Here is a 26261-nt window from a genome sequence, read left to right as displayed (position 1 = left end):
GGCGTGGGCACGGCAGGAACCAGCGAGACGCCCGCCCGGGGCACCCGCGCAAACCGGGCCCCCCGCGGGCCGGGGGAAGCGGGCGGCAGCGGCGGGGGCGGCGGGGGTGTCGTAGTGGGCACCATCCCGCGCCGCGGCACGGTGGTGAAGGGCTGTGACTGAGCGTCGTTGAAGTGCGCGCAACCGGTCAGAACCATCCACGCCGCGCACAGCACGACAGGCACCCGGTGAATTGCCCCGCGCATCCGCATGCCCGTCAGGTTACGGACACCGGGTCCGGTTTCGCCACGATGCCCGCTATAGCGCGGCGTCACCGGGCCGGAATCGATTCGCTAACGAAGCCGTTCAAATCCCCAATCCCGCCGGGGTTGCCCTTACCCTTGCAGGGTGAAGAGTCAAGGCGAGGGCTCACACTGGCGTCGGCCGGGTGGAGCTGCCGACGAAGACAAAGGACGTCCCAAGTCGGCACGTCTGGTAGATCCGGAGGACGACATGCCATCGCCGACCTATACCGGTGATTTCGAGACTGCCGCTATCCCGCCGTATGACCCGACCGGCTCCCGTTCCCTCGGCGGCGATTACAACCCGCTGCCGTATGTCGAGCCGCAGGCCGGCGCCGGGCGCGCGGCCGGCCCGGTCGGCGCTGACGCCGACGACCCGTTCCGGGTGGTCGACCGGCGCGGTACCCAGGATCTGGGCCTGCTGATCCTGCGGGTGGGGTTAGGCGTGTTGCTGGTGGCGCACGGGCTGCGTCAGTTGTTCGGCTGGTGGGGCGGCCAAGGCCTGACCGGATTCAGGAGCTCGATCGCCGACGCCGGCTACCAGCACGCCGACATCTTGACCTACGCCGCCGGCGGCGGGCAGATAGCCGCCGGCCTGTTGCTGGTGCTCGGACTGTTCACCCCGCTGGCCGCTGCCGGCGCACTGGCGTACCTGATCAACGGCGTGCTCGCCGGGGTCTCGTCGCAGAGCCAGGGCCGCTTCGACTTCTTCCTCCCGGACGGCCACGAATTCCATCTCATGCTCATCGTGGTCGCGGCGGCGATCGTACTGGTCGGACCCGGCCGCTACGGGCTCGACGGTGACCGGGGCTGGGCCCGGCGCCCGTTCATCGGGTCGATCGTGGCGTTGCTGCTCGGGATCGCGGGCGGAGTGGCGATGTGGGTGTTCCTCAACGGAGCCAACCCGCTCGGCTGAGCAGGCCGCCCGGGACCGCGTGATCAGCGGTACGGGTTGGGCACCCGGCCCCCGCTGGCCTCGGTGAGCAGCGGCAGGGTGGCGAAGCTGACCGCCGGCAGGCGCAGGCGTTCACCGTCATGCAGGTGCGCCCGCGCCCAGGCGCCCCGACTGAATCCCAGGCCCGCGATCTCGTCCCAATCCACCGAGCGGCTGCCGAGCAGGGTCCGCACCGTGACCTGCCGCGCGTCGGCAACGGTCCGCCAGCGGGCGATCAGCGCCGAGAGCAGCACCGGCACCACCAGCAGCGGCGCCGTGAGCGGCCAGGTCAGCACCGGAATCAGCAGCCCCAGGGCCAGGAAGCCGACGGCGAAGTGGGCCATCGGCGAGAGTCGGATCACCAGCGGCGCGGGATCGGGGGAGTGCGAGGCCACCCTCGCATGATGTCACCGCTGTGCCGGTGGCGCGGATCGGCGGGCGCCGTCCGCCGGGCCGCCCGACGCAGTCACAAAAAATATTGACTACTTATTTTAAGTCGCGCATCATGGGGTCCATGTCGCCGACCAGGCCTCGCCGGACCCAGGCGGAGCGCACCGCCGAGACGCGCCGCGCGTTGCTGGACGCGACGCTGGACGCACTGGTCGAGGTCGGCTTCAAGGGCACCACCACCACCGAGGTGGCCCGTCGCGCCGGGGTGTCGGTGGGGGCGCTGCAAGGTCATTTCCCGACGAAGATCGGGCTGTTGACCGCCGCCATCGAGTTCGCGCTGAACCGCCGCATCGAGGAGTTCGAGGTCCTGATGGCGGGGCTGGACCCCTCCGCCGACAAGCTGGACGAGGCCTTTGACCTGCTGTGGTCGATGTTCTCCGGCCCGACCTTCAACGCAACGCACGAACTGTGGGTGGCGGCGCGCACCGACGCGGAGCTGGCGCCGGCGGTCATCGAAACCGATCGCCAGTTCGCCGAGGCCTGCGAGCGGGTATACACCCAACTACTGGCCCCTGCTGGTTCCGCCTCGCCGCCGTCGCGCATCGCCCTGCAGATGGCCTTCGCGTTGATGAACGGCCTGGCGATGTCGCGATCGATCGCCGGCTACGAACCCTTCGCCGCCCACGACATCCTCGACGCCTTCAAGACCGTGGCCAGACCGCTGGTGACAGACCAACAATCAGAGGGGACGCAATGACTGCCAGTGAGAACGCGGACAACGGCCACCACGCCGCGCACCCCGCGCTCCATCCGCGGCGCATCCGGTTCAACTACCCGGTGGCGGCGCTGGACCGCCACTTCGTCGCCGGCGACCTGGTGATGAGCCACCTCATCGCGCACCTGTCGGCCGTGTTCCCCGAGGGCGAGGACTTCTTCGTGCGTTCGGTGCGCCACTACGCCGACCAGATCACCGATCCGGAACTGAAGGAGCGAGTCAAAGGGTTTGTCGGCCAAGAGGTCTCGCACGGGCGCGAACACCGCGCCCTCAATGAGCGCCTGCAGCAGATGGGCTACCCGGCCCGCCGGATCGACCGGCTCGTGCACCGTCGCCTCAAGGCGGCCGAGCGGCGGTTCTCACCGCTGACCTGCCTGGCCATCACCGCCGCACTCGAACATTTCACCGCGGTCTTCGCCGAGACGCTGCTCAGCGACGAACGGGCCCAAGCCCTGCTCGGCACGACGGAGGTCCGCTCGATGCTGCTGTGGCACGCGATCGAGGAATCCGAGCACCGCTCGGTGGCCTTCGACGTCTACCGTGCGGTCGGTGGTGACGAGGTCCGGCGCATCCGGACCATGCGGGTCATCCGATTCAGCTTTCCCCTCGCAGTCACGCTGAACTCGATCATCTCGATGTTCGGCGACCGGGCTGCACTCAACCCGGTGCGGGTGGTGCGCAGCTTTGCCGCACTACGGCATTCACCGTTTCTGACCCGGGCCGTGTTCCGCCGGCTCGGCGATTACAACAGGTACGGCTTCCACCCCGACGATCACGACAACACCGCGCTGTTGGAGCAGTGGACGGCGGCTCTGTTCGGCGAACACGGGACGCTCGTCGACCACCTGCACTGAGTGTCCCGACCGGCCATTTGACGCCCGGTCGGTCCAGCGACTACCGTCAACCGCTATGGACAACGGCATGCTCGTAGTAGCCCCCTGCGCGTTGGTTGTTGCCTGAGCTTCCAACCACCAACGCGCAACCCTCGTGCAGCAGCTGAGCTGGCGGGGGTTTTTTGTTGCCACCGGTCCAGATCACCAGAGGAATTGAAGAGGAAATCGTGAGCGCACCCACCACGCGACCGCCGCAGCGGTCGGCCGCAACCGACGCGCCGCAGCCGGCCAACGGGACCCCCTCGGCCGACAAAGCCAAAACCGCGGCCAAGCGCGTCGCCCCCGAACAGCTGACCGGCGCCCAGTCGGTCATCCGGTCGCTGGAGGAACTCGACGTCGACGTCATCTTCGGCATCCCGGGCGGTGCGGTGCTGCCGGTCTACGACCCGCTGTTCGATTCGAAGAAGCTGCGTCACGTGCTGGTCCGTCACGAGCAGGGCGCCGGCCACGCCGCCAGCGGATACGCGCACGCCACCGGGCGGGTGGGGGTGTGCATGGCCACCTCGGGTCCCGGTGCCACCAACCTGGTCACCCCGCTGGCGGACGCGCAGATGGACTCCATCCCGGTGGTCGCCATCACCGGGCAGGTCGGCCGCTCCCTGATCGGTACCGACGCCTTCCAAGAGGCCGACATCTCCGGCATCACGATGCCGATCACCAAGCACAACTTCCTGGTTCGCAACGGCGACGACATCCCCCGGGTGATCGCCGAGGCGTTCCACATCGCGGCAAGCGGACGTCCCGGAGCAGTCCTGGTTGATATCCCCAAGGACATTCTGCAGGGACAGTGCACCTTTGCCTGGCCGCCGAAGCTGGACCTGCCCGGATACAAGCCGACCGTCAAGCCGCACAACCGGCAGATCCGCGAGGCCGCCAAGCTGATCGCCGCCGCGCGCCGGCCGGTGCTGTATGCCGGCGGCGGAGTGATCCGCGGCGAAGCCTGCGAGGAACTGGCCGCTCTGGCCGAGCTGACCGGTATCCCGGTCGTCACCACACTGATGGCGCGCGGCGCCTTCCCCGACGGCCACCGGCAGCATCTGGGCATGCCAGGCATGCACGGCACCGTCGCGGCGGTCGCCGGCCTGCAGCGCTCGGATCTGCTGATCACCCTGGGCGCCCGCTTCGATGACCGGGTCACCGGCCAGCTGGATTCGTTCGCCCCGGACGCCAAGGTCATCCACGCCGACATCGACCCCGCCGAGATCGGCAAGAACCGGCACGCCGATGTGCCGATCGTCGGCGACGTCAAGGCCGTCATCACCGAGCTGATCGCCGCGCTGCGCCAAGACAAACTCAACCTGGACCTGGCCGACTGGTGGACCTATCTCGACGACGTGCGCTCGACCTACCCGTTGAGCTACGGCCCGCAGAGCGACGGCAGTCTGTCCCCGGAGTATGTGATCGAAACCCTGGGCCGGATCGCCGGGCCGGATGCCGTCTACGTCGCCGGCGTCGGCCAGCACCAGATGTGGGCCGCGCAGTTCATCCATTACGAGAAGCCGCGCACCTGGCTGAACTCCGGGGGCCTGGGCACCATGGGATTCGCCATCCCGGCGGCGATGGGCGCCAAGATGGGCCGCCCGGATGCCGAGGTGTGGGCGATCGACGGCGACGGTTGTTTCCAGATGACCAACCAGGAACTGGCCACCTGCGCCATCGAAGGGGCGCCGATCAAGGTGGCGCTGATCAACAACGGCAATCTGGGCATGGTGCGCCAGTGGCAGACCCTGTTCTACGGGGAGCGTTATTCGCAGACCGACCTGGCTACCCACTCGCACCGCATCCCCGACTTCGTCATGCTGGCGGAGGCGCTCGGCTGCGTCGGATTACGTTGCGAGCGTGAAGAAGACGTCGAAGACGTGATCAACCAGGCGCGCGCGATCACCGATCGCCCGGTGGTGATCGACTTCATCGTCGGCGCCGACGCACAGGTGTGGCCGATGGTGGCCGCCGGCACCAGCAACGACGAGATCCAGGCCGCCCGCGGCATCCGGCCGCTGTTCGACGACGACAACAATGAGGGGCACGCCTGATGACCGCCAGTTGGAAGACCCACACGCTGTCGGTGCTGGTCGAAGACAAGCCCGGTGTGCTGGCCCGCGTGGCGGCACTGTTCTCCCGGCGCGGCTTCAACATCGAGTCGCTGGCCGTCGGTGCCACCGAGACCAAGAACATGTCGCGGATGACGATCGTGGTCTCGGTGGAGGACACCCCCCTGGAGCAGATCACCAAGCAACTCAACAAGCTGATCAACGTGATCAAGATCGTCGAGCAGGAGGACGACAACTCGGTCTCCCGCGAGATCGCGCTGATCAAGGTCCGCGCCGACGCCGGTACCCGCGGCCAGATCGTCGAGGCGGTGAACCTGTTCCGCGCCAGGGTGATCGACGTCTCACCGGAGTCGCTGATCATCGAGGCCACCGGCACCCCCGCCAAGTTCGAGGCGCTGCTGCGGGTGCTGGAGCCCTATGGCATCCGCGAGATCGTCCAATCGGGTCTCGTATCGTTGTCGCGCGGTCCGCGCGGCATCGGCACCGCCAAATAATTCCTCCGCACATACTTCATCGAAGAACGAACAGAAAGAAGTGACACAAAGTGGCAGTTGAGATGTTCTACGACGACGACGCCGACCTGTCGATCATCCAGGGCCGCAAGGTCGGGGTGATCGGCTACGGCAGTCAGGGGCACGCACACTCGCTGAGCCTGCGCGATTCCGGCGTGCAGGTGAAGGTCGGCCTCAAGGAAGGCTCCAAGTCGCGGGCCAAGGTCACCGAGCAGGGTCTGGAGGTCGACACGCCCGCCGAGGTCGCCAAGTGGGCCGACGTGATCATGCTGCTCGCGCCCGACACCGCGCAGGCCGAGATCTTCAAAAATGACATCGAGCCCAACCTGGAAGCGGGCAACGCGCTGTTCTTCGGTCACGGCCTCAACATCCACTTCGGTCTGATCAAGCCGGCCGCCGACATCACCATCGGCATGGTCGCGCCCAAGGGGCCCGGGCACCTGGTGCGCCGGCAGTTCGTCGACGGCAAGGGTGTGCCCGCGCTGATCGCGGTCGCCCAGGACCCGCGCGGTGAGGGGGAGGCGCTGGCGCTGTCCTACGCCAAGGGCATCGGCGGCACCCGGGCCGGCGTCATCAAGACCACCTTCAAGGAGGAGACCGAGACCGACCTGTTCGGTGAGCAGGCCGTGTTGTGCGGCGGCACCGAGGAACTGGTCAAGGCCGGCTTCGAGGTGATGGTCGAGGCAGGCTACGCCCCGGAAATGGCCTACTTCGAGGTGCTGCACGAGCTCAAGCTGATCGTCGACCTGATGTATGAGGGCGGCATCGCCCGGATGAACTACTCGGTGTCGGACACCGCGGAGTTCGGCGGCTACCTGTCCGGCCCGCGGGTGATCGACGCCGACACCAAGCAGCGGATGCGCGACATCCTCTCCGACATCCAGGACGGCACCTTCGTCAAGCGCCTGGTCGCCAACGTCGAGGGCGGCAACAAGGAACTCGAGGGGCTGCGCAAGGCCAACGCCGAGCACCCGATCGAGGTCACCGGCAAGAAGCTGCGCGACCTGATGAGCTGGGTGGACCGGCCCATCACCGAGACGGCTTAGCCGTCGCTACCACCGACAACGAAGACCCCACCTGACAGCTTGGTCAGGTGGGGTCTTCGCGTAGCCCGTCGTTTTAGCCGAGATCGCCGAAGTCGAGGCCGGCGAGGATGTCGCCCGGGTTGAAGTCCGCGGTGGCGTCAAAGCCGCTGAACATCCAACTCAGGTCCATGTTTCCGAACGGAGTCACCAGGACGTCGGAGATGCTCGCCGCGCTGCCGTCGAGACCGGGGACGGCCTGGTAGATGTTCGTCCAGCCGAACAGGTCGGTCACGGAGTAGACCGTGCCGTCCGCGGGCAGGCCGGCGGTCACGCCTTCTTCGAACTCGCCGCCGGTGACGGTGAACTGGGTGGTTTCGATCATGCCGAACAAGTTCGAGACGTTCACCGCGGTGTCGACCGACCCGAGCAGGCTGCCGTCGGCGTCGTACACCGCGAGGTCCTGGGGCGCCAACGTAACGCCGGAAAGCTCGCCGCCGCCGATCGCCAGCAGCGGGGCCACACCGAACAACGGGTTGATGCCGGTGAAGCCGTCGTCGCCCGGGGTGAAGGTGAGGTTGCCGATGGTGAAGGCGTTTTCGCCGAGGTTGCCGGCGCCGCCGTCGAGGCCGGTCAGCGCCGCGCCCGGGTCCAGAGGCTTGGTGGCGTCGAACCCGGCGAACATCGAGCTCAGGTCGGTGTTGCCCCACGGAGTCACCAAGGTGTCGGTGATGGTGGCCGCCCCGCCGTCGGCGCCGGGCACCGCGGCGTAGATGTTTTGGATGCCACCACCGAAGTTGACGACGGAATACACCGTCCCGGCAGCCGGCAGTTCACTGGGGTCGACACCGGGAGCGGGGATGACGGGGTTGCCGAACGACGCTCCAACGGTGAACTGCGTGGCGTTGATACCCAGAAGGTCGAGGGTGTTCACGTTGGTCTTCACCGCCCCGAGCAACTCGCCGCCGTCGTAGACGTCGAGCTGCTGGGTGTACAGCGGCAGCTGGATGCTGCCGAGCACGGCCATCCCGCCGCCGAGGTTCATCAACGGCGCGATCCCGAAGAGCTCGTTGGCGTCGGCGAACCCGGCTGCGCCGGGGTCGAAGGTCACGCCGTCGACGGTGAAGGCGTTCTCGCTGAACTCGCCGGTGCCGGCACCCAGGCCCGCGAAGGCATCGCCGGGGTTGAGCCCGTGGGTGGCGTCATAGCCGGCGAAGAGCCAATCCAGGTTCATGTTGCCCAGCGGCGTCACCAGCACGTCGGTGATGGTGGCCTCGCCGCCGTCGACGCCGGGGGTAGCGATGTAGACGTTCTGGAAGCCGCCACCGAGGTCGGTGATGCTGTAAACCGTCCCGACCGCCGGCAGGCCGTCGGCTCCGGCGCCGCCGTCGGCGTCGATGACCCGCAGCTGGACGGATTCGATGCCCAACAGGTTCTGGACATTGACGTTGGTTTCGACGGTTCCCAGCTGCTCGCCGTTGTTGCCGTAGACATCGAAGTCCTGCCGGGCGAGCCCGGCTGAGGTCAGCGCCTTGCTGATCGACGCGCCGCCGATGCCCAACAGCGGAGAAAGCTGAGACAATGGTGCGATCGATGTGTATCCGTCTTCGCCCGGGTCGAAGGTGAAGTCGCCGATGCTGAAGGCGTTGTCGGTGACTGTGCCGCCCGTGCCGGTGTCCGCGACGGCGAGGGCAGTCGTCAGAAAAACGCTGGCCAACAGGCCTCCACCAGCGACTCCTGCCGCGTAAAGAAAGCGTCGTTGCATTCGGAACTCCCCTTCTGGTTCATCTGCCAGTGGCGAACATTTTCGGGACAAAGCCAGCGGCGAACGTAACATACCGATCAGTAACTTACAATAGACCTGAGAAAGTTACGCGACCGTTGAATCAGAAACCTAAGGTCTTTGCGCCCGGCTGGGCCCGGCCCGTCGCCGCCGGTGTTTGATGGTGGACGGCCCGCTGCGCCCGACTTCGTCGCGCTTGCGGCCGCCGGTGTTTGATGGTGGACGGCCCGCTGCGCCCGACTTCGTCGCGCTTGCGGCCGCCGGTGTTTGATGGTGGCCGGCCCGCTGCGCCCGACTTCGTCGCGCTTGCGACCGCCGGTGTTTGATGGTGGCCGGCCCGCTGCGCCCGACTTCGTCGCGCTTGCGACCGCCCACTACGCTGGCCGGGTGACTCTGCCCGTGGTTTTGATCGCTGACAAACTCGCCCAATCCACCGTCGCCGCCCTGGGTGACCAGGTAGAGGTGCGCTGGGTCGACGGCCCGGACCGGGAGAAGCTGCTGGCGGCGGTACCGGACGCGGACGCCCTGTTGGTGCGTTCGGCCACCACCGTCGACGCCGAGGTCCTTGCGGCCGGCACCAAGCTCAAGATCGTGGCCCGCGCCGGGGTCGGCCTGGACAACGTCGACGTCGACGCCGCCACCGCGCGCGGGGTGCTGGTGGTCAACGCCCCGACCTCGAACATCCACAGCGCGGCCGAGCACGCGATCGCGCTGCTGCTCGCCGCGGCCCGGCAGATCCCGGCCGCCGACGCCTCCCTGCACGCCCGGGAGTGGAAGCGTTCGTCGTTCTCCGGCACCGAGATCTTCGACCACACCGTCGGCGTGGTCGGGCTGGGCCGGATCGGCCAGCTGGTCGCCCAGCGCCTGGCCGCGTTCGGCGCCCACATCATCGCCTACGACCCGTACGTGTCGGCCGCGCTTGCCGCGCAGTTGGGCATCGAGCTGCTGCCCCTGGACGAGTTGCTGGCCCGCGCCGACTTCATCTCGGTGCACCTGCCCAAGACCCCGGAGACCGCGGGCCTGATCGGCAAGGAGGCGCTGGCCAAGACCAAGCCGGGCGTGATCATCGTCAACGCCGCGCGCGGCGGGCTGATCGACGAGGCCGCCCTGGCCGAGGCGATCACCAGCGGCCACGTGCGGGCCGCGGGCCTGGACGTGTTCGCCACCGAGCCGTGCACCGACTCCCCGCTGTTCGACCTGCCGCAGGTGGTGGTGACACCTCACCTGGGCGCCTCCACCGCCGAGGCTCAGGACCGGGCCGGCACCGACGTCGCCAAGAGTGTGAAGCTGGCGCTGGCCGGGGAATTCGTGCCTGATGCGGTCAACGTCGGCGGCGGCGCGGTCAGCGAAGAAGTCGCGCCCTGGCTGGACCTGGTGCGCAAGCTCGGGCTGCTTGCCGGTGCGCTCTCCGACGGCCTGCCGGTGTCGCTGTCGGTCCTGGTGCGCGGCGAGCTGGCATCCGAAGACGTTGGGGTGTTGCGCCTTTCGGCACTGCGCGGACTCTTCTCGGCCGTCATCGAGGATCCGGTGACGTTCGTCAACGCGCCGGCGCTGGCCGCCGAACGCGGAGTGGACGCCGAGATCGGCACCGCCACCGAAAGTCCCAACCACCGCAGCGTCGTCGAACTTCGGGCGGTGACCGCCGACGGGTCGGTCGTCACCGTGGCCGGCACCCTGTCCGGCCCGCATCTGGTGGAGAAGATCGTCCAGATCAACGGCCGGCACTTCGACCTGCGGGCCGAGGGCGTCAACCTGATCATCAACTACACCGACCAGCCCGGCGCGCTGGGCAAGATCGGCACCCTGCTGGGTTCTGCCGGCATCAACATTCACGCCGCACAGCTCTCCGAGGACGCCGAAGGCCCCGCGGCGACGATCCTGCTGCGGGTGGACCGCCAGGTGCCCGCTGATGTGCAGGCGGCGATCAGCGCGGCCGTCGGCGCCAACAAGATCGAGGAGGTCGACCTGGCATGAGCGTCAAACTTGCGGTCATCCCCGGCGACGGTATCGGCCCGGAAGTCATCACCGAGGCGGTCAAGGTGCTCGATGCGGTGCTGCCCGGCACCGAGAAGACCACCTACGACCTGGGCGCCAAGCGTTATCACGCCACCGGCGAGGTGCTGCCGGACTCGGTGCTCGACGAGCTCCGCGGCCACGACGTGATCCTGCTCGGTGCGATCGGCGACCCCTCGGTTCCCTCCGGTGTGCTCGAGCGCGGCCTGTTGCTGCACGCCCGCTTCGCGCTGGACCACCACGTGAACCTGCGTCCCAGCCGGCTCTACCCGGGGGTCGCGAGCCCGCTGGCCGATCCGCCGGAGATCGACTTCGTGGTGGTGCGCGAAGGCACCGAGGGGCCCTACACCGGGAACGGCGGGGCGCTGCGCGTCGGCACCGAACACGAGGTGGCCACCGAGGTCAGCGTCAATACCGCCTACGGCGTGGCCCGGGTGGTGCGTTTCGCCTTCGAGAAGGCCCGGCAGCGCCGCAAGCATCTGACCCTGGTGCACAAGAACAATGTGCTGACCTACGCCGGCTCGCTGTGGACGCGCACGGTCGCCGAGATCGGCAAGGACTACTCCGACGTCGAGACCGCCTACACCCACGTCGACGCCGCCACCATCTACCTGGTCAACGACCCCGGCCGCTTTGACGTGATCGTCAGCGACAACCTGTTCGGCGACATCATCACCGACCTGGCCGGCGCCGTGTGCGGCGGGATCGGACTGGCGGCCAGCGGCAACATCGACGCCACCAGAACCAACCCGTCGATGTTCGAGCCGGTGCACGGCAGCGCCCCCGACATCGCCGGGCAGGGCATCGCCGACCCGACGGCCGCGGTGATGTCGGTGGCGATGCTGCTGAACCACATCGGCGAGCACGACGCCGCCGCCCGGGTCGATTCGGCCGTGGAGCAGCACCTGGCCAGCCGGGGCGGGCAGAAGCTGTCGACCGCCGCCACCGGCGATCGGATTTTGAGCCTGCTCTGAGCAGCCCGTGATCGCGCCGACGATCAGAAATCGACGGGCAGTCTGGCCGCGAGGTCAGCGACGGTGGTGCCGAAGGTTTCCCGGATCCGGATCGTTGCCGCAGCGGTGTCGATGTCGATGACCGCGTGGTCGGTGTAGACCCTGCTGACGCAGCGCAGACCGGTCAGCGGGTAGGTGCATCGCCGAACCAGTTTGGCCGCACCGTCCTTGAACAGGTCCATCATCACGAACACCGATTTGGCTCCGATCGCCAAGTCCATCGCGCCTCCGACAGCGGGGATAGCGCCCGGTTCTCCGGTGTGCCAGTTGGCCAGATCGCCGTACTGACTGACCTGCAGTGCTCCGAGCACGCACACATCGAGGTGGCCCCCGCGCATTATGGCAAACGAATCGGCGTGATGAAAGTAGGAGGCCCCCGGCATCTCGGTAACCGGAATCTTGCCGGCATTGGTGAGATCGGGATCGATGTCGTCACCGTCTGCCGCGGGCCCCATGCCGAGCATGCCGTTCTCGGTGTGCAGTATCACCGCGTCCTCGGGTGACAGGTGATCAGCCACCAGCGTGGGCTGCCCGATGCCGAGATTGACGTAGGAGCCCGCGGGGATGTCGCGGGCGATCACGGCCGCGAGTTCGTTGCGGGTCAGGGGACCGCGACCAAGGTGCTCAACGGGATCGGGCCTCACGTCCTGGTCTCCAGAATCCGATTCACGTAAATCCCGGGCGTGACAATCGCTTCGGGATCCAATTGCCCGATGTCGACGACGCGGCTGACCTCAGCGATCGTCAGCGTGGCAGCGGTGGCCATCACCGGACCGAAATTGCGGGCGGTCCTGCGGTACACCAGGTTTCCCGCGCGGTCCCCGACATGGGCGCGGATCAGCGCGACATCCCCGTGAATCGGGTACTCCAGCGCGTAGTCGCGGCCGTCGATGGTCCGGATCTCCTTGCCCTCGGTGAGCAGCGTGCCCACTCCGGTGGGGCAGTAGAACGCCCCGATACCCGCACCGGCAGCGCGGATGCGTTCGGCGAGGTTGCCCTGAGGCACCAGTTCCAGCGCGACCTTTCCGGCGCGGTACAGGCCGTCGAATACATACGAATCGGATTGGCGCGGAAACGAACAGACCACTTTGCGGACCCGGCCGGCGGCCAGCAGTGCCGCCAGGCCGGTCTCAGCAGTGCCCGCATTGTTGCTGACGATGGTCAGATCGCGAGCCCCCTGGGCGATCAGCGCGTCGATCAGCACGGTGGGCAGGCCCGCTAAGCCGAATCCGCCGACCAACACCGTTGCGCCGTCGGCCACTCCGGATACCGCTTCGGCGGCGGCGTCGCAGACCACGGCGCGGCTCACCGGTCGCCCTCTGAACCGTCGTGGTCGGCGAGCACCTGCGCGGCGATGCGGAACGCGGTATTGGCATCGGGTACACCGCAATAGATGGCGGTCTGCAACAGCACCTCTTTGATCTCGTCGGTGGACAGGCCGTTGCGCCGCGCCGCGCGCAGATGCAGGGCCAATTCCTCGTGGTGGCCCCGAGCCACGAGGGCGGTCAGCGTGATGATCGAGCGGCTGCGCCGGTCGAGGCCGTCGCGGGTCCAGATGCTGCCCCAGGCGTAGCGCGTGATCAGGTCTTGAAAGTCGGCGGTGAACGCGGTGGTGCCCGCGATCGCACGGTCGACGTGGGCGTCGCCGAGAACGTGCCGGCGCACCGCCATGCCCACGGCGTGGACCGGGTCTCGCACCATCAGATGGTCGAAAATGAGGTTGGCGGTCGCCTGGGGCGCTTCGAGGGGCGCGAGGTGGCCGACGTCGTCGAGTATCACCAGGCGGCCTTGTGCGACTCCGGAAGCGATACGGCGCAGCGATTCCGGGGGAGTGGCGACATCGTGGGAGCCGGCAATGGCCAACACGGGCGCGGTGATCTCACCGAGTCGCGCGGTGACATCGAAATCGGACAGTGCCAGGCATGCCTGGGCATACGATTCGTCGTCGGTGGCGCGCAACGTATCCACCAACGCGGCGACCCGGTTCGGCCGACGGGCGGCGAAACCGGGGGCGAACCAGCGCTGCACGGACGCCTCGATGACCGCGCCGGTGCCCGATGTGCGCACGGTGGAGGCGCGGGAGGCCCAATCGGCGGCCCGACCGATGGTGGCGCCGGTGCACACCAGCACGGCGCTCGACAACCGATCGGGGGCGTCGAGTAGCAACTGCAAACCGACCGCGCCGCCGAGGGAGACACCGGCGTAGTGCAACGCCGCCCCCGGCAGCAGTTCGTCGACCAAGGCCAGCACGCCGGCCGCCAGGTCCGGAATCCGGAACATGGCTGCCGGACTGCGGCCGTGGCCGGGCAGGTCCCACGCGACCACGCGCAGTTGCTCGGTGAGTTGTTCGGCGGCCAAGCCCCACAGGCCGATTGCCGAGGTGCCGAGGGATGGCCCCAGGACGAGCAGGTCGGCGTCCGGCGGTCCGCCGAAGTCGGTGCCGACCAGCCGCGGCACGCTCATGTCGCGTCCAGCAGCCGGTGCGCGCGCCGCAGCACCGCATCGATGAGCGGGCCCACGACACCGGTGTAGTCCCGGCGAGCGTCGCGCCCGGTCAGCTCAGCCATCATGCGCTGCTCCTCGAACAGGCCGCCGGCGGTGGCCAGGTTCGCCGCGGCGCGCTCGGTGTCGACGACCAGACCGGCGAGCAGTTCGGTTGTCTGCCCCGCCGCCGATACGGTGTAGCGGGACAAGGTTCGCAGGGCCGCCCATTCGGCGTGCCAGCCGCCGTCGGAGCGCTCATCGATACTGTGGGCCGACGCGACGTGCAAGGTGGCGGCCAGCGACGGGGCCACCAAGGCGGTGCGGCGGATCAGGATGGACAGCACCGGATTTCTCTTGTGTGGCATCGTCGATGACCCGCCGCCACGGCACTCGGCCAGTTCGCCGATCTCGGGCCTGCTGCTCGCGGCCACGTCATTGGCGATGTGGGCCCAGGCGTCGCAACATGTCACCAAGGTGTCGCCGGCACGGGTCACCACCGATCGGCTGGTGTGCCATGGCGGGCGGTCGGCCAGACCAAGCGCGGTGGCCAGTCGACCGGACAAGGTGAGGGCCTCGGCGGGCGAGCCGGTCAATTCAGTGGCAGCGGCCAGGGTTCCCGCGGCGCCGCCGGCCTGTACCGGCAGCGCCGGCAGCGTGGCGAGCGTGTCGGCGCCGTCTAAGAGGCCGGCAAGCCAGTTTGCGAACTTCATGCCGAGGGTCGTGGGTGCAGCGGGCTGGGTCAACGTGCGGGCCAGCATCGGGCTGTCGCGGTAGGTTTCGGTCAGCGCGGCCATTGTGCGTACCTGCGAGGTGAGTTCGTCGCGGACCCGCTCCAGCGCGTCGCGCAGGCAGAGCATCAGTGCGGTGTCGATGACGTCTTGGCTGGTCAGACCGCGGTGCAGCCAGCGCGCCGGTTCACCGCCGGTGCGGCCGCGCAGCAAGTCGAGCACCCCGATGACCGGGTTGCCTGTTGCCTCGGCCGCAACGGCCACCGCCTCGAGGTCCGCTTCCGAGACCGCCGCGGTCAGGTCTGCGCGCGCCGAATCAGGGGCGATGCCGGCCGCGACAAGCACACTGAGCCAAGCGGTTTCGACCCGCACCATGGCGGCCAGATACGCCGCGTCGCTGAAGGTGTGTCCCGCCCGGTGATCGCCGGGCCACAACAGGTCGGTCACGCTCGCCCCCGGTAGCGCAGGAATATCGTCTCGTCGGCGCCCTGCAGCCTGATGTCGAAGCGAAAGCCATGCTCGTCGGGCACCGCGATGAGCGTATGGCGGCGATCGGCAGGAACCGAACTGAGCAGGCGGTCGGCGTGAAGCAGATCGCCGGGCAGGTAGGCCCGGGTGAACAATCGGTTCAGCAGACCACGCGCGAATACCGTGACGGCAACGAATGGCGTCGAGTTTTGGGGCACCCCGGGTTTGACCGTCGTGAAGCTGTAGCGGCCCTCGGTGTCCGTGGGCGCGCGTCCCCAGCCGGTGAAGGACCGACGATCGCGGCGCAATGCGGTGGGGATCGTCGGTACGGTGCCGTCCGCGTCGGCCTGCCAGATCTCCAGGAGCGCATCGGGAACGGGCTGCCCGCCGCCGTCGGTGACGGTGCCGTGCAGGCGGATGGCGCCGGGCGAGCCGGGGGGCACGAGTTCGTCGCCGCGATCGAACGGCAACGCGTAGCCGAAGAAGGGGCCGATCGTCTGCCCGGGCGTGGCCGCCGGCCTGGTCATCGCGGTTCCTCGAATGGTGTTGCGGCGGCTCCGGTGAGCACGATGTCCCACCGGTGGCCGGTGGCCCATTCGTGGCTGGTGATGTCGTGGTCGTAGACCGCGACGAGCCGTTCGCGGGCCTTCGGGTCGGGGATCGACTGATAGATCGGGTCTAGGGCGCACAGTGGGTCGCCGGGGAAGTACATCTGAGTGATCAGCCGTTGCGTGAAATCAGTGCCGAACACCGAAAAGTGGATGTGCGCGGGGCGCCACGCGTTGTGGTGGTTGCGCCATGGGTAGGGTCCGGGTTTGATCGTCGTGAACCGGTAGCACCCGTCGTCGTCGGTGAGGCAGCGCCCAGCGCCGGTGAAGTTGGGGTCCAGCGGCGCGGGATGCTGATCGCCTTGGTGGATGTAGCGCCCGCTGGCGTTGGCCTGCCAGATCTCGACGAGTTGCCGGCGTACGGGTCGGCCCTCACCGTCGAGGACCCGTCCGGTCACCACGGTGCGCTCGCCGATCGGCGAGCCTGTGTGCTGGGCCGTCAGATCGGCGTCGAGTGCAGTGACGTCGCCCTCACCGAAGCACGGAGCCTGTAGCTCGAGGGCCTCGGGGTCGGCGAGGTGTAGGGCACTTTGGGGATGGCGAAGCACGCTGCTGCGGTAGGGCGGAAAGTCCAGCATCGGCTGGCTGTGCTCGATGCCGCCGCGGGAGCACTCGGTCTGGATCGCCGTGATCTCTGCGCTGATCTCCGCCTGGCCGGTCATCGCCACTCCAACCGGGCCAGTTCATGGCGCCAGGCGGCCTCTGCGGTGAAGGCGGGACCGAGGTTGGGCAAGTCTGTCCAATCGGATTCGTCGATCGGTCTGCACGTGCCGCCGGCGGAGCGGATCCGTAGTGACATGCAAGCCAATTGGTCGAGGCTGATCGCCTGCAGGACGGCCTGGGGCACCGTCGCTGCGGCACTGGTGATCCCGTGACCGCGACAGATCACCACCGGTCTGCCCGCCATGGCGGCGACCATCTCCTTTCCGAGTTCCGCGGTGCGGATCAGCACCGCCCTCGGATACACCGGAACACCACCGCGCGCCAGCCGTGCGCCGGGGATGTCGAAGGCGCCGTAGATGGGTTCAATCCTGATGCCGGCCAGATCGGCTGCCACCACGGCTGCCGGATGCAGGTGGGCCACGGCCCGGTGTTCGGGATGCGCCAGCAGTGTCTCGACGTGAATCGGCAACTCGTTGGGGACCTGGTATCCGTCCAATTCCCCCGTGCTGCCCGGGGATCCGTCGAAGCGGATGAGCCGGATGTCATCGGGACGAGTGAACGCCACACCGGTGTCGGAGTCGCTGCGGCACCTGATCAGAAGGTGCTCGTCGTCGACCCGGGCGCTGATGTGTCCGAGAGTGCCGTCGACCAAACCGCGAACCGCAGCGACTCGGCATGCCTGGGCGACCTCCGCCCGCAATGGTGCCAGCTCACCCATATTCACCTTCAGTCTCCCGGTTGCGGGAAGGTTCGTGTCGCACCCATTCCGAATCCGCCGTCGGGATGCGTACTGGCGGCGGTGATACCGCGGGAGCGGTCCGATGCCAAGAAGACGTAGCTCCAGGCGTGGTCCTGTGGGGTGAGCGCCACATTCAGTGGGGTGCGTGCCGCAAGATCGCGAGCACGGTTGGGGGTGTCGTCCAGGCGGACGTCGTCCAGTGACAGGTTGTGCAGGCCGCGTAGATCGGTGTTGAGGGTTCCACCCGGTGCGACGCCGTTGACGCGGATGTGGGGGGCGAGTTCATAGGCGAGTGTGGTGACCAGACCGCGAACCGCGAACTTCGACGCGACGTAGAGCACGCCGCCGCGGCCCGGGTAGAACGACGATGCCGACTCGGTGAGGACGATCGAGGAACCCTGCTGGGCGCGTAGGGCCGGCACGGCGGCTTTTACCGACTGCAGATGGCTCAATACGTTGGTCCTGAACATCTCGTCGAAGGCCGGCGCCAGCTGTTCGGCGGAGATGTCGGTGATTCCCTTGTAGAAGTCGAAGATCCCGACGCAGTTGACCAACGTGTCCAGGCCGCCGAAAGCCTGCTCGGCCGCTGCGACGGCGTGCTCGTTCGCTTCGGCGGTCGTCGCGTCGCCCTGGGTCACCGGAAGCTCTGGCAATTCACGCTTGAGGGCAGAGCATTTCGCCGGGTCACGTTCCAAGACCGCGACCTGCGCTCCCTCCTGCAGAAAGGCGTCGACGACCGCCCGGCCGATGCCCGAGCCGGCGCCGATGACCAGCGCCCGTTTGCCGTCGAGCCATCGCGTCATGGCAGTTCGCTCTCGTCGGAGAGCAGCGGTTGATGCAGATTGCCGACCATTGCCGCCAGCGTGTAGGCGTTCTGCCACGTCAAGGCTTCAATCTCCAAGGCGTCCAGGCTGATCCACTGGCCGGACTTCGGTGATGTGACAAGCAGCCGCGAACCGTTGCGGGTGTCAACTCGGCGCACGGTGACTTCGGTGAATTCGTTGGCGATGGTGATGGTTTCGCCCACCGATCGGGCGATGAGGTCGTCGAGTTCGCTCACAGGAAGACCGCCAGATTCTGCATCCGAAGAACCGACTCATCGAGATGAATGGTGCGGCGCGCCAGCTTCCATCGTTGGCCGGTCAGGCGTAACAGATCTTCACGGCCGCAGGAGATCAGGGCGGCCTCGTTGACGTCGCCGCGGCTGCGGAAGAGCAATTCGGCCGACTCGACGATCAGGTGTGCGTCGTCGACGCAGGCGAAGGTCCGGACGTTGGTGATGTGATGGCGCAGCCGGGACGGTGGGTCTTCGGTCCACGCGTGTTCGGTCTGAAAGCGCGCGACGCGCCGGCTCAGGGAGTACTTGTTCTCATCGAAGTGAGCCATCCCGGGTGACGTGTCGAATCCGGCGCCTGAGGCCGTGGTCACCCGAACGGGCATGAAGTAGTGGATGTCCTCGGTGAGGGTGTCGAGCCATTCGGTGTAGTGCTGTGCGTCGAGCAGGTAGGCCTCATCGACCAGGAACTGGTGTGCCTGCAGATGTCGGACGTCGTTGAAGGGCAGGGGATTGCCGGTCCGCACGTGCCTGGGCGCGTGATCACCCAGAACCGCCAGCTCCCAGGGGCCGCCGGCATCGTGGGGCCGGGGAAAACCCGCCCGTCGGCTCTGCTCGGCCGCGGTCACGCCTGAGCCTCCTGGTAGGCGGCCTCGCATGCCGAAGTGCCGTTGGTCTGCACAAGAGGGGCGATTCCGTTGGGCCGCGTGTCCATCGCCGCCCTGGTCGTGGTGACCGGCGGCATCTCCAGGTGATCGGCCCACATCCGAAGTATGGCGCGTTGATTGTTCTCGTTGTAGCCGACTCGGGCGGTGCCCGGTCCGTGGAATTGCCCGGGCGGCAAGGCGTCTACCACCGGAGTGTCGTCGGAGAGCAGGCCCATCCTGCTGTTGAGCAGTAGTTGCCGGGCCATGGTTCCGCCAGCGGTATTGGTCAGCGACACCCAGTTTTCCACGTCGTCCTGCTCGAACATGCCCGTGGAGCCGAAGCACATCAAGTAGGCCTTGTAGGAGTCCTTCTTGAACTGTTCGGGAGCCGCCGCGTCGACCGCGAACCAGGAGTACACCTCGGTCTCGTTCTCGCTGATCGGTTGCCAGGTGCGAATCGATATGAACGGCAACACCTCTTCGCTGTCTTGGATCTTCGGCCAGTTGTGCACCAGGCTCATGTTGGGAAAACAGGAGGCCGCCGAGATCATGAAGCCGTCGTCGCCGACTACGCGCTGGTGCTCGGGAGACCACACCTTCTTGATGCGATCGATCATCTCGTCGGGGTAGCCGACGTAGCGCATTCGTTCCTCAAAGGTGCCCGGCGGCAGTTTGTAGGTCGTGCCTCCGCCGCACGTCGCCCAGTACGTCGCGCCGTCTTTGCGCTTCTGCGCCTTGGGTTCACGGAACAGCCCGATATCGACGACCGAGGCGTGGGTGTGCGGCGTGTGATACATGTCGCCGGCAAAGTTCTCGACGCCGATCTTCCAATTGGCCTTGATACGCCACCGTTGCGGGCCGCGGACCTCCAGGCCGCTTCGGCTCTGCCTGGTGTAGAAGTCGAGGTAGAACCTGAAATCGCCGAGAAACTCCTCGAGCGGAGGCGCTTGCGCGTCCAGGCTGATGAAGATCATCCCGTTGTAGCTGGCGAGGTTCGGCGCCGGCAACAGCGTCTGGCCGCGCCTCGGGAAGCCCGCCTCGCCGCCGTAGGCCTCCTGGTGGAAGGGCAGCCCGATGATTCGCCCGTCGTTGCGATATGACCAGCCGTGGTACGGGCAGCGGAAGTTGGAGGCGTTGCCCATCTCGGCACGACATACCTGCATTCCTCGGTGCAGGCACATGTTGAACATGGCCCGCACGTCGCCCTTGGAGTCCCGCGCGATGATGAAGGAGTCGTTGAGCAGGCGCCGCACCACGTAGTCACCGTCGTGGGGGATCTCCGATTCGTGCGCTACGAACATCCAGGCCCGCCGGAACAGCCTCTCCCGCTCGAGGTCGAAGACGTCGGCGTCGTTGTAGATGTGCGCCGGGATCATGCCGCGCCGGACCTCGTCGAGGACTTGGGTGTGATCACTCATCGATTCGGCTCCAGTCTCCGGGGCCTACATTATCTGTTCTGCAGAGAATGCCCTGGTTTGTTCGGACGAAACTCTGCCAGGCGGACCGTTTGAAGGTCAACGATGGCGCGGTGCCCAGACGATCTGCAGTCAAATGACCAGCGGAAATAAGGCGGAATGTTCCTGATAGGGTTCTGCTGCTCAGAGCGGCCAGGTTCCGGTCGTAGTGGGTAGCATCTCTGGTATGCAGAGCAAGGCGCCTGACGAGGTGACGGGTGACGCGGCCCCGGACTGGGCCGTACCGCAGTATCCGATCGGGTCGGTGGACAGGGCGCTGAAGCTCATCCTGCTCTTGGGCGAGCAGCCGCAGATCCGTCTGACCGACGCGGCGAAGTACTTGGGCGTCGCGTCCTCGACGGCGCATCGGCTGTTGGCGATGCTGCACTATCGGGGCTTTGTGCGTCAGGATCCGGTGTCCAAGGCGTATCACCCCGGACCCGCGCTGATGAGCGTCGCGTTTTCGGTGTTCAACCGCATCGATATCGAGGGCGCGGCACGACAGGTGCTGCTGCGCCTCAGCGCACGCCTCAAGGAATCGGTTCATATCGGAATGCTCGAGGGCGCCAACGTGCGCTTCATCGCGGCCGCCGAGGGGCCGACCGCCGTTCGGGTCGCCTCCCGGCTCGGGCGTACGCTGCCCGCACATTGCACCTCGACCGGCAAGGCGCTGCTGGCACGGCTGCCCGACGCCGACGTTGCCCGTCTGTACCCCGACGAACAACTCGCCCGGGTCACGGCACATTCGATCGGCACCAGGACCGAGCTGCACCGTGAGCTCGGCCGCATACGGCAACAGGGCTTCGCGGCGAACCGGGAGGGCAGTGAGGAAGGCGTCGCCTCGGTCGCGGTGCCCATCCCGACGCGGGCCCCCGGTGTGCTGCTGGCGCTGAACGCGGCAGCGCCGGTTCACCGGTTGAGTGCGTCGCAATACCGGGCGGTGGCAGCCGTGCTTATCGAGGCCGCCAAAGAAATCGGTGACCAGATCGGGTAGCGATCTCGAATCCGCCGCCGGCCCGGTTCCGGTCAACGTCCCGTTGAACCCGGCAGGCCGTCGCCGGTGGACGCCGGGCGCGTTCTGCGTGCCAACAGGCGATGGACCGCATCGTCCATGTGTTCCTCGATCAGCCGCACCGCGACGGTCTCGTCGCCGGCGCCGATCGCCTTGCGCAGCACCACATGTTCGGTGACCTGCTCGCGCAGATCGGGGTAGGCCTCCTCAAGTTCGCCGAGCAGAATCCGGGTTTCCGACAGCAGGGTCCGCATCGCCCGGTGCAGCCGCGGACTTCCCGCGCAATCGACCAGCACCTCGTGGAACTCCTGATCGGCGTCGGCCACCGCGGTGCTGTCGTGCCGAGCCGCGGCGGCACGCATGGCCTCCACCGGGGCGCGCAGCAGGGCAGCCGCCTGCCGCGGGTCGTCGCGCAGTATTTCGGTCACCGCGGCTCGCTCAATGGTCTTGCGGGCCTGGTAGATATCGCGGACGTCGTCGTCGGTGAGTTCGACGACGAAGATGCCACGGTTGCGGGCACTGCGCAGCAGGCCCTCAGCCACCAGGCGCTGCATCGCCTCGCGCAGCGGCCCGCGCGACACCTCGAACTGCGCGGCCAGGCTTGCCTCGCCCAGCTGCTGCCCGGGCGCCAGCCGGCCGCGGGTGATCGCCTCGCGGAGCCGCTCGGCGATCAGCTCCGGTGTTGAGGGTCTGCTCAACGGCTCGAATCCGGCGTCTCTCGAAAGTGTCATCGGTTGTCCTCGAACAATGCCCCGAGCCCCGTCGTCCGCCGGCCTATCCCGGCGATGCGCAAACCCTCCCATACCGTCACCGCGTTGGCGGTCAGCACCGGCTTGCCGAGTAGTTGCTCGAGCCCGTCGACCTGCGCGATGGTGTGCATGGCGGTGTCCGGGATCAACAGCGCGTCGGCGTGCGGCGTGTCGTTTCGCAGCGCGAGGTCCCGGATCTGGGCCGGGGTGAGGCGGCCGACCTCTGCGGCGGTGGGGATGCCGGCATCGCCCGTCGCCGTCACGTCGATGCCATGGGCGCCGATGAAGTCCGCGAACAGTTCGGCGATGTCGTGCGGATAGCTGGCGGCGACCGCGACACGGCGGCAGCCGAGCGCGGCCAGGGCGTGGACGAAGGCGAACGACGTGCTCGAGGCGGGCACACCGGCTTCGGCGGCCAGCCGGTCGACCTGGCGCGCGGCGCCCTCGGGACCGAACACGAAGCTGCCCGACGTGCAGGCCCAGACCACGGCGGCCGGCCGGCGCGGCGCCAGCAGCGCCACGCCCCCGGCGAGCTTGGCCGGGCTGCCGAGATCCATCAACTCCGGTACCGCGTGCAGGTCGGTGCCGTAGACGTGCGCGACGGGCAGGTCCACCCCCAGCAGCCGGGCGGCCCGGGGGTAGTCGGATTCGGCTGCGTGATCGGGGTAGATGAACCCCACGCAACCCGCGGCGCCGCTCATGGCTGGGCTCCGGTGAAGACGTCGCGAAGCCACCGGCCGGGACCCATCATCGGGAGGTTCATCCGGCCCAGGCACGCCCACATCGTCAGTTGGTTGGCCGTCAGGATCGGCTTGCCGAGCATCTCCTCCAGCGGCGCGATGATGTCGTAGGTACGTAAGTTGGTGCAGCTGACGAAGATCGCCTCGGCGTCGGGGCGGTCGGCGGCCAGGATGCGTTCGGCCACGGTGCGGTAGTTGACCTTCCAGATGCCGCCGCCCAGACCCAGATGATCCGAGTGCAGCACGTCCACCCCGAGCTGATTCAAGAACACCCGCAGCAGATCGGTGAGCTCCTGGTCGTAGGGCGTCAGCACGCAGACCCGGGAGATCTCCAGCGCGATGATCGCCTCGGCCAATGCCCCCGAGGTGGTGACCGCGGACTTGGCGCCCGCGGCTTCGATGGCCGTTACCAGTGTTTTCTCGTAGTCGACGCCGTGGATGAAGCTGCCCGATGCGCACAGGTAGGCCACCACCTCCGGCTCGACGTGCAGGACGTCTCGGGTAGCGGCCTGCAAATGCTTGGTGTCGGAGACCAGTTCGGCCATCGCCCGGCTCACCGGGACCGGTTCGTAGTGGGTGCGCGCCAGGTGCAGCGCCACCTCGGCGGGGATCCAGCGCCACAGCTCACGCTCGATCGCCAGATCGAAGGGCGCGATGATGCCGACATCGCGCTGATCGACCGGCCCGTCGAAGTCCGGCAAATCCGGAAACAGGGACAGATCCATGGGTTTCCCCATACTGACGTTCCACCCCCAGGCCAGCCCTGGATTGTTGACAATCATACGATCTGTTTTTACGGTGTCAATGTGGACGCGCGGCCGGTGGTGACCGTCCAGCACGGCGAGTCGGTTCCCGCCCAACTCGAATCGATCAGCGCAGACGCAGAGCTGCGCATGGTTCCGTCCTCGCGGCTGGCTGAAGCGATCGCCGGCACCGACGTGCTCTTCGTGTACGACTTCTCCTCGTCCGCACTGGAATCGGTATGGCCGGCCGCCGACGCGCTGCGCTGGGTACAGGTTGCCGCCATCGGGGTGGACGCGGTGCTGTTCGACGAGCTGATCGACAGCGACGTCGTCGTCACCAATTCCCGCGGCATCTTCGAAAACCCGATCGCCGAATATGTGCTGGGCCAGATCCTGGCCTTCGCCAAAGACTTCCAGCGATCCGCCGACGCCCAACGCGCGCAGCGATGGCACCACTTCGACACCGAGCCGATCGCCGGTGCGTCGGTCACCATCGTCGGCCCCGGCCCGGTCGGGCGGGCCATCGCGCGGTTGCTGCGTGCGGTCGGCATGACGGTGCGCGGCGTCGGTCGCTCACCGCGCGAGGATCCCGACTTCGGGGCCATCACCACCGACGTGCGCGCCGCGGTCACCGACGCCGATTATGTGGTGCTGGCGGCGCCGCTGACCCCGCGGACCCGGGGCATGATCGACGCCGGCGTGCTTGAGGCGATGCGCCCGGCCGCGCGGCTGATCAACGTCGGTCGTGGTGAGTTGGTCGACACCGAGGCGCTGGTGGCGGCCCTGCACGCTGGCGCCATCGCCGGCGCGGCTCTCGATGTCGTCGATCCCGAGCCGCTGCCGGCGAACCACCCGCTGTGGAGCGCTCCGGGCGTGCGGCTGACCCCGCACAACAGTGGCGACATCACAGGTTGGCGAATCGCGTTGCAGCAGCAGTTCATTGCGAACTTCCGCAGGTTTGTGTCGGGCCGGCCGCTGCACAACGTCGTCGACAAGCACCGCGGATACGCGCCGTCGACGACCAAGCCCGGCGGAACCGGTTGAGGAGGCGCGCGCACATGACTCATCCCACCGAACTGACGGCGCTGCAACTGGTCGCCGCCTATACCTCCGGTGAACTGTCGCCGGTTGAAGTGACCGCGGCCGCGATCTCGGCGATCGCTGAACGCGATGACGAGGTCAATGCGTTCTGTCTGGTCGACGAGGAGGCCGCGCTGTCCGCGGCCCGCAAGTCCGAGGCCCGCTGGAGCGGCAACTACACCAAGGGCCTACTCGACGGGGTGCCGGTGGCGGTCAAAGACGTGTTCCGCACCGCCGGCTGGCCCACCCTGCGCGGATCGCTGCTCGCCGACGCCGCTGGGCCGTGGCCCGACGACAGTCCCGCGGTCGGCAAGATGCGTGACGACGGGATGGTGCTGCTGGGTAAGACCACCACCCCGGAACTCGCGTGGAAGGGAGTCACCGACAGCCCGCGCACCGGTGTCACCCGAAACCCGGTAAACACCACCCGCACCGCGGGCGGGTCGTCGGGCGGCAGTGCCGCCGCGGTCGCCGCCGGGATGGCGCCGTTGGCGATCGGCACCGATGGCGGGGGGAGCATCCGCATCCCGGCGAGCTTCTGCGGCGTGGTCGGTTTCAAGCCCACTCACGGGCGGGTGCCGATGTATCCGATCAGCCCCTTCGGGCCATTGGCGCACGCCGGGCCGATCACCCGGACCGTCGAAGATGCCGCCCTTCTGATGGACATCATCGCGTTGCCTGATCATCGTGACCCGACGTCGTTGCCGCCGACGCTGACCACCTATCGCGGTGAGGTCCGGCGCGACGTGGTCGGCCTGGACGTCGCCTACTCGCCGACACTGGGCTATGTCGAGGTCGACCCGCAGATCGAGGCCGCGGTCGCCGCGGCGGTGCAGGCGCTGGCCGAGGCCGGCCTGAACGTCTCGGTCGCCGATCCCGGCTTCGCCGATCCGATCGATGCGTTCGAGGTGCTGTGGGCGACCGGGGCCGCGGGCAGCCTGCGCGGCCACGAGAAGGACCGCGGGCTGGTCGATCCGGGCCTCGCTGACATGTGGGAACGGGGCCTGGCGGTGTCGGCGGTCGACTATCTGGCCGCCCGTCAGGCCAGCGTCGATCTGGGGTTGGTCATGGGGCGGTTCCATGAGCGCTACAACCTGCTGATCACGCCGACCACCCCGATCCCGGCCTTCACCGCCGGACACGACGTGCCGGTCGATTCCGGCATGCGCTGGTGGGCCCAATGGACGCCGTTCACCTACCCGTTCAACATGACTCAACAGCCGGCGCTGAGTATCCCGATAGGCAAGACCGCCGAGGGCCTGCCGATCGGCCTGCAGATCATCGGCCCGCGGCACAGCGACGATCTGGTGCTGGCGGCCGGCCTGTTCGCCGAGCGGGTGCTGGGCTTCTAGGACTCTGCTGAATAATCCCGCGTGGCTTCGCCTTGTGGTTGGCGGTGCCTGGGACCCTTGGTGAGTGCAGGGT

The 26261-nt window shown here is 67.8% G+C and carries 27 protein-coding genes and 1 pseudogene; 11 read left to right on the top strand and 17 right to left on the bottom strand.

Annotated elements, in window-relative coordinates:
- Positions 1–62: 62 nt before the first annotated feature.
- Positions 63–245 (bottom strand): annotated as a pseudogene (locus tag BST28_RS25315) (PQQ-dependent sugar dehydrogenase); the annotation flags it as partial.
- A gap of 142 nt (positions 246–387) precedes the next feature.
- Between BST28_RS25315 and BST28_RS20945 the strand changes: the two are divergent.
- A complete protein-coding gene (locus BST28_RS20945; RefSeq protein ID WP_083082842.1) occupies positions 388–1197 on the top strand; it encodes a DoxX family protein in 810 nt (269 codons plus the stop codon).
- Positions 1198–1220: 23 nt separating this feature from the next.
- Here the strand turns inward: BST28_RS20945 and BST28_RS20940 are convergent, their stop codons facing one another.
- Complete coding sequence (locus BST28_RS20940) at positions 1221–1559, bottom strand: PH domain-containing protein (protein ID WP_083082854.1); 339 nt, start codon at positions 1557–1559, stop codon at positions 1221–1223.
- A 170-nt stretch (positions 1560–1729) separates the two neighbouring features.
- On the opposite strand from BST28_RS20940, the gene BST28_RS20935 reads away from it, so the two are divergent.
- The 5 genes from BST28_RS20935 (at position 1730) to ilvC (ending at position 6882) form a co-directional block, all read left to right on the top strand.
- Positions 1730–2362 (top strand): TetR/AcrR family transcriptional regulator, encoded by a 633-nt coding sequence (locus BST28_RS20935; protein WP_083082840.1) that lies wholly within the window; start codon positions 1730–1732, stop codon positions 2360–2362.
- Entirely contained in the window at positions 2359–3234 is an 876-nt protein-coding gene (locus tag BST28_RS20930; protein ID WP_083082838.1) for a metal-dependent hydrolase, read from the top strand. Before BST28_RS20935 ends, BST28_RS20930 begins: the two co-directional genes overlap by 4 nt.
- Before the next feature lie 206 nt (positions 3235–3440).
- On the top strand, positions 3441–5306 hold the full coding sequence (locus tag BST28_RS20925; RefSeq protein ID WP_083082836.1) for an acetolactate synthase large subunit: 1866 nt from the start codon (positions 3441–3443) through the stop codon (positions 5304–5306).
- Positions 5306–5818 carry an acetolactate synthase small subunit gene (gene ilvN / locus BST28_RS20920; RefSeq protein WP_019735848.1) on the top strand — a complete coding sequence of 171 codons (513 nt, stop codon included), beginning with the start codon at positions 5306–5308 and terminating at the stop codon, positions 5816–5818. The genes BST28_RS20925 and ilvN overlap by 1 nt, the downstream gene beginning before the upstream one ends.
- Positions 5819–5868: 50 nt before the next feature.
- Complete coding sequence (ilvC, locus tag BST28_RS20915; protein WP_083082833.1) at positions 5869–6882, top strand: ketol-acid reductoisomerase; 1014 nt, start codon at positions 5869–5871, stop codon at positions 6880–6882.
- A gap of 73 nt (positions 6883–6955) precedes the next feature.
- Here the strand turns inward: ilvC and BST28_RS20910 are convergent, their stop codons facing one another.
- Positions 6956–8575 carry a hypothetical protein gene (locus BST28_RS20910; RefSeq protein ID WP_083082831.1) on the bottom strand — a complete coding sequence of 540 codons (1620 nt, stop codon included), beginning with the start codon at positions 8573–8575 and terminating at the stop codon, positions 6956–6958.
- A gap of 453 nt (positions 8576–9028) precedes the next feature.
- Between BST28_RS20910 and serA the strand changes: the two genes are divergently transcribed.
- Positions 9029–10615 carry a phosphoglycerate dehydrogenase gene (gene serA / locus BST28_RS20905; protein ID WP_083082851.1) on the top strand — a complete coding sequence of 529 codons (1587 nt, stop codon included), beginning with the start codon at positions 9029–9031 and terminating at the stop codon, positions 10613–10615.
- Positions 10612–11628 carry a 3-isopropylmalate dehydrogenase gene (locus tag BST28_RS20900; protein ID WP_083082828.1) on the top strand — a complete coding sequence of 339 codons (1017 nt, stop codon included), beginning with the start codon at positions 10612–10614 and terminating at the stop codon, positions 11626–11628. Before serA ends, BST28_RS20900 begins: the two co-directional genes overlap by 4 nt.
- Positions 11629–11651: 23 nt before the next feature.
- Here the strand turns inward: BST28_RS20900 and BST28_RS20895 are convergent, their stop codons facing one another.
- The 11 genes from BST28_RS20895 to BST28_RS20845 are packed head-to-tail and all read right to left on the bottom strand — an operon-like array spanning position 11652 to position 20476.
- On the bottom strand, positions 11652–12311 hold the full coding sequence (locus BST28_RS20895; RefSeq protein WP_083082826.1) for a 3-oxoacid CoA-transferase subunit B: 660 nt from the start codon (positions 12309–12311) through the stop codon (positions 11652–11654).
- A complete protein-coding gene (locus tag BST28_RS20890) occupies positions 12308–12976 on the bottom strand; it encodes a 3-oxoacid CoA-transferase subunit A (protein ID WP_083082824.1) in 669 nt (222 codons plus the stop codon). Before BST28_RS20890 ends, BST28_RS20895 begins: the two co-directional genes overlap by 4 nt.
- Positions 12973–14130, bottom strand: coding sequence for a bifunctional 3-oxoadipate enol-lactonase/4-carboxymuconolactone decarboxylase PcaDC (pcaDC, locus tag BST28_RS20885; protein ID WP_083082821.1), 1158 nt, complete (start codon positions 14128–14130; stop codon positions 12973–12975). Before pcaDC ends, BST28_RS20890 begins: the two co-directional genes overlap by 4 nt.
- Positions 14127–15326, bottom strand: coding sequence for a 3-carboxy-cis,cis-muconate cycloisomerase (gene pcaB / locus BST28_RS20880; RefSeq protein ID WP_083082819.1), 1200 nt, complete (start codon positions 15324–15326; stop codon positions 14127–14129). Before pcaB ends, pcaDC begins: the two co-directional genes overlap by 4 nt.
- The gene (gene pcaG, locus BST28_RS20875) at positions 15323–15874 is read right to left on the bottom strand and encodes a protocatechuate 3,4-dioxygenase subunit alpha (protein ID WP_083082816.1); all 552 of its coding nucleotides are present in this window, start codon (positions 15872–15874) and stop codon (positions 15323–15325) included. Before pcaG ends, pcaB begins: the two co-directional genes overlap by 4 nt.
- On the bottom strand, positions 15871–16617 hold the full coding sequence (gene pcaH, locus BST28_RS20870) for a protocatechuate 3,4-dioxygenase subunit beta (protein WP_083082847.1): 747 nt from the start codon (positions 16615–16617) through the stop codon (positions 15871–15873). The genes pcaG and pcaH overlap by 4 nt, the downstream gene beginning before the upstream one ends.
- Positions 16614–17336 (bottom strand): 3,4-dihydroxyphthalate decarboxylase, encoded by a 723-nt coding sequence (gene phtC / locus BST28_RS20865; protein WP_083082849.1) that lies wholly within the window; start codon positions 17334–17336, stop codon positions 16614–16616. Before phtC ends, pcaH begins: the two co-directional genes overlap by 4 nt.
- A gap of 8 nt (positions 17337–17344) precedes the next feature.
- A complete protein-coding gene (gene hcaB / locus BST28_RS20860; protein ID WP_083082814.1) occupies positions 17345–18160 on the bottom strand; it encodes a 3-(cis-5,6-dihydroxycyclohexa-1,3-dien-1-yl)propanoate dehydrogenase in 816 nt (271 codons plus the stop codon).
- Positions 18157–18417, bottom strand: coding sequence for a dihydrodiol dehydrogenase (locus tag BST28_RS20855; RefSeq protein WP_083082812.1), 261 nt, complete (start codon positions 18415–18417; stop codon positions 18157–18159). Before BST28_RS20855 ends, hcaB begins: the two co-directional genes overlap by 4 nt.
- On the bottom strand, positions 18414–19040 hold the full coding sequence (locus tag BST28_RS20850; protein WP_234808361.1) for a 3-phenylpropionate/cinnamic acid dioxygenase subunit beta: 627 nt from the start codon (positions 19038–19040) through the stop codon (positions 18414–18416). The genes BST28_RS20855 and BST28_RS20850 overlap by 4 nt, the downstream gene beginning before the upstream one ends.
- The gene (locus BST28_RS20845) at positions 19037–20476 is read right to left on the bottom strand and encodes an aromatic ring-hydroxylating dioxygenase subunit alpha (protein ID WP_083082810.1); all 1440 of its coding nucleotides are present in this window, start codon (positions 20474–20476) and stop codon (positions 19037–19039) included. The genes BST28_RS20850 and BST28_RS20845 overlap by 4 nt, the downstream gene beginning before the upstream one ends.
- Positions 20477–20699: 223 nt before the next feature.
- On the opposite strand from BST28_RS20845, the gene BST28_RS20840 reads away from it, so the two are divergent.
- Positions 20700–21506, top strand: a complete 807-nt coding sequence (locus BST28_RS20840; RefSeq protein WP_083082808.1) for an IclR family transcriptional regulator — start codon at positions 20700–20702, stop codon at positions 21504–21506.
- A 32-nt stretch (positions 21507–21538) separates the two neighbouring features.
- Here BST28_RS20840 and BST28_RS20835 read toward each other — a convergent pair whose 3' ends face one another.
- From BST28_RS20835 to BST28_RS20825, 3 genes are read right to left on the bottom strand one after another with little or no spacing between them, the layout of a single operon-like run.
- Positions 21539–22255, bottom strand: coding sequence for a GntR family transcriptional regulator (locus BST28_RS20835; RefSeq protein ID WP_052312183.1), 717 nt, complete (start codon positions 22253–22255; stop codon positions 21539–21541).
- Entirely contained in the window at positions 22252–22974 is a 723-nt protein-coding gene (locus tag BST28_RS20830) for a maleate cis-trans isomerase family protein (RefSeq protein WP_083082806.1), read from the bottom strand. The genes BST28_RS20835 and BST28_RS20830 overlap by 4 nt, the downstream gene beginning before the upstream one ends.
- Entirely contained in the window at positions 22971–23738 is a 768-nt protein-coding gene (locus BST28_RS20825; RefSeq protein WP_019738856.1) for a maleate cis-trans isomerase family protein, read from the bottom strand. Before BST28_RS20825 ends, BST28_RS20830 begins: the two co-directional genes overlap by 4 nt.
- Before the next feature lie 81 nt (positions 23739–23819).
- On the opposite strand from BST28_RS20825, the gene BST28_RS20820 reads away from it, so the two are divergent.
- Positions 23820–24800 carry a D-2-hydroxyacid dehydrogenase gene (locus tag BST28_RS20820; protein ID WP_083082804.1) on the top strand — a complete coding sequence of 327 codons (981 nt, stop codon included), beginning with the start codon at positions 23820–23822 and terminating at the stop codon, positions 24798–24800.
- Between the two features lie 14 nt (positions 24801–24814).
- Positions 24815–26188, top strand: coding sequence for an amidase (locus BST28_RS20815; protein ID WP_083082802.1), 1374 nt, complete (start codon positions 24815–24817; stop codon positions 26186–26188).
- Positions 26189–26261 lie beyond the last annotated feature (73 nt).

This window comes from Mycolicibacter kumamotonensis, from assembly GCF_002086285.1.
Lineage (GTDB): Bacteria > Actinomycetota > Actinomycetes > Mycobacteriales > Mycobacteriaceae > Mycobacterium > Mycobacterium kumamotonense.
This window is presented reverse-complemented; position numbering and strand designations above follow the sequence as displayed.